This is a genomic window from Vibrio sp. 2304 (genome assembly GCF_033339475.1).
GTDB classification, from domain to species: domain Bacteria; phylum Pseudomonadota; class Gammaproteobacteria; order Enterobacterales; family Vibrionaceae; genus Vibrio; species Vibrio alginolyticus.
The window spans coordinates 1-721 of sequence record NZ_JAWOUQ010000057.1 but is presented as its reverse complement, the minus strand read 5'-3'; the positions used below and the strand labels follow the sequence as shown (position 1 = coordinate 721).

General features: G+C 43.8%; 1 protein-coding gene. It reads left to right on the top strand.

Annotation, left to right across the window (positions count from 1 at the left end):
• A partial coding sequence (locus tag R7P64_RS24215; protein WP_318124142.1) for an AarF/UbiB family protein occupies nucleotides 1–721 on the top strand: 721 nt, incomplete at both ends.

Here is a 721-nt window from a genome sequence, read left to right as displayed (position 1 = left end):
AAGAGGCGAAAAAACAGCTGCACGACGAAGCCAATTATGAGCGAGAAGCTCAGTTTGCCTATAGATATCAAAAGGCTCTACAAGACCATCCGCATTTTGTGGTGCCAAAAATCTACCCGGAAATGTCATCCCAATCCGTTCTGGCTATGTCGTTCATTCAAGGGACGCCCATAGAGAAAATTGCAAACTACGACCAAGAAACTCGCGACTTTGTAATGCACAATTTGTTGGAACTGCTGTTTAAAGAACTGTTTGAATTCAAGATGGTGCAAACCGATCCAAACTTCGCAAACTACCTCTATCTTGAACAAAGTAAACAAATTGGGCTGTTAGATTTTGGCGCAACTCGCGAATACAGTGAACGTTTTAGTTCCGGTTATCGCCAAGCCTTTTCATCTGTCGTGAACGATGACGAACAAGGGCTCAACGATGCTTTAGAGCAAATAGGCTTTTTCGCCCAAAGCATCAAACCAGAACAGAGAATGGCGATTTTAGATTTGGTCAAAATGGCATGCGAACCCATGCTAATTAATGAAGCTTATGACTTTAAAGCCAGCGGACTGGCGCAAAAACTGCGAGAAGCTGGAACAATTCTGAGTATGGAGCAAGATTATTGGCATACCCCACCAGCCGATGCCATATTCTTGCACCGAAAAATTGGTGGCATGTATTTGCTCGCCGCTCGAATCGGTGCAAAAGTAAACATTCGTCGATTAGTGCA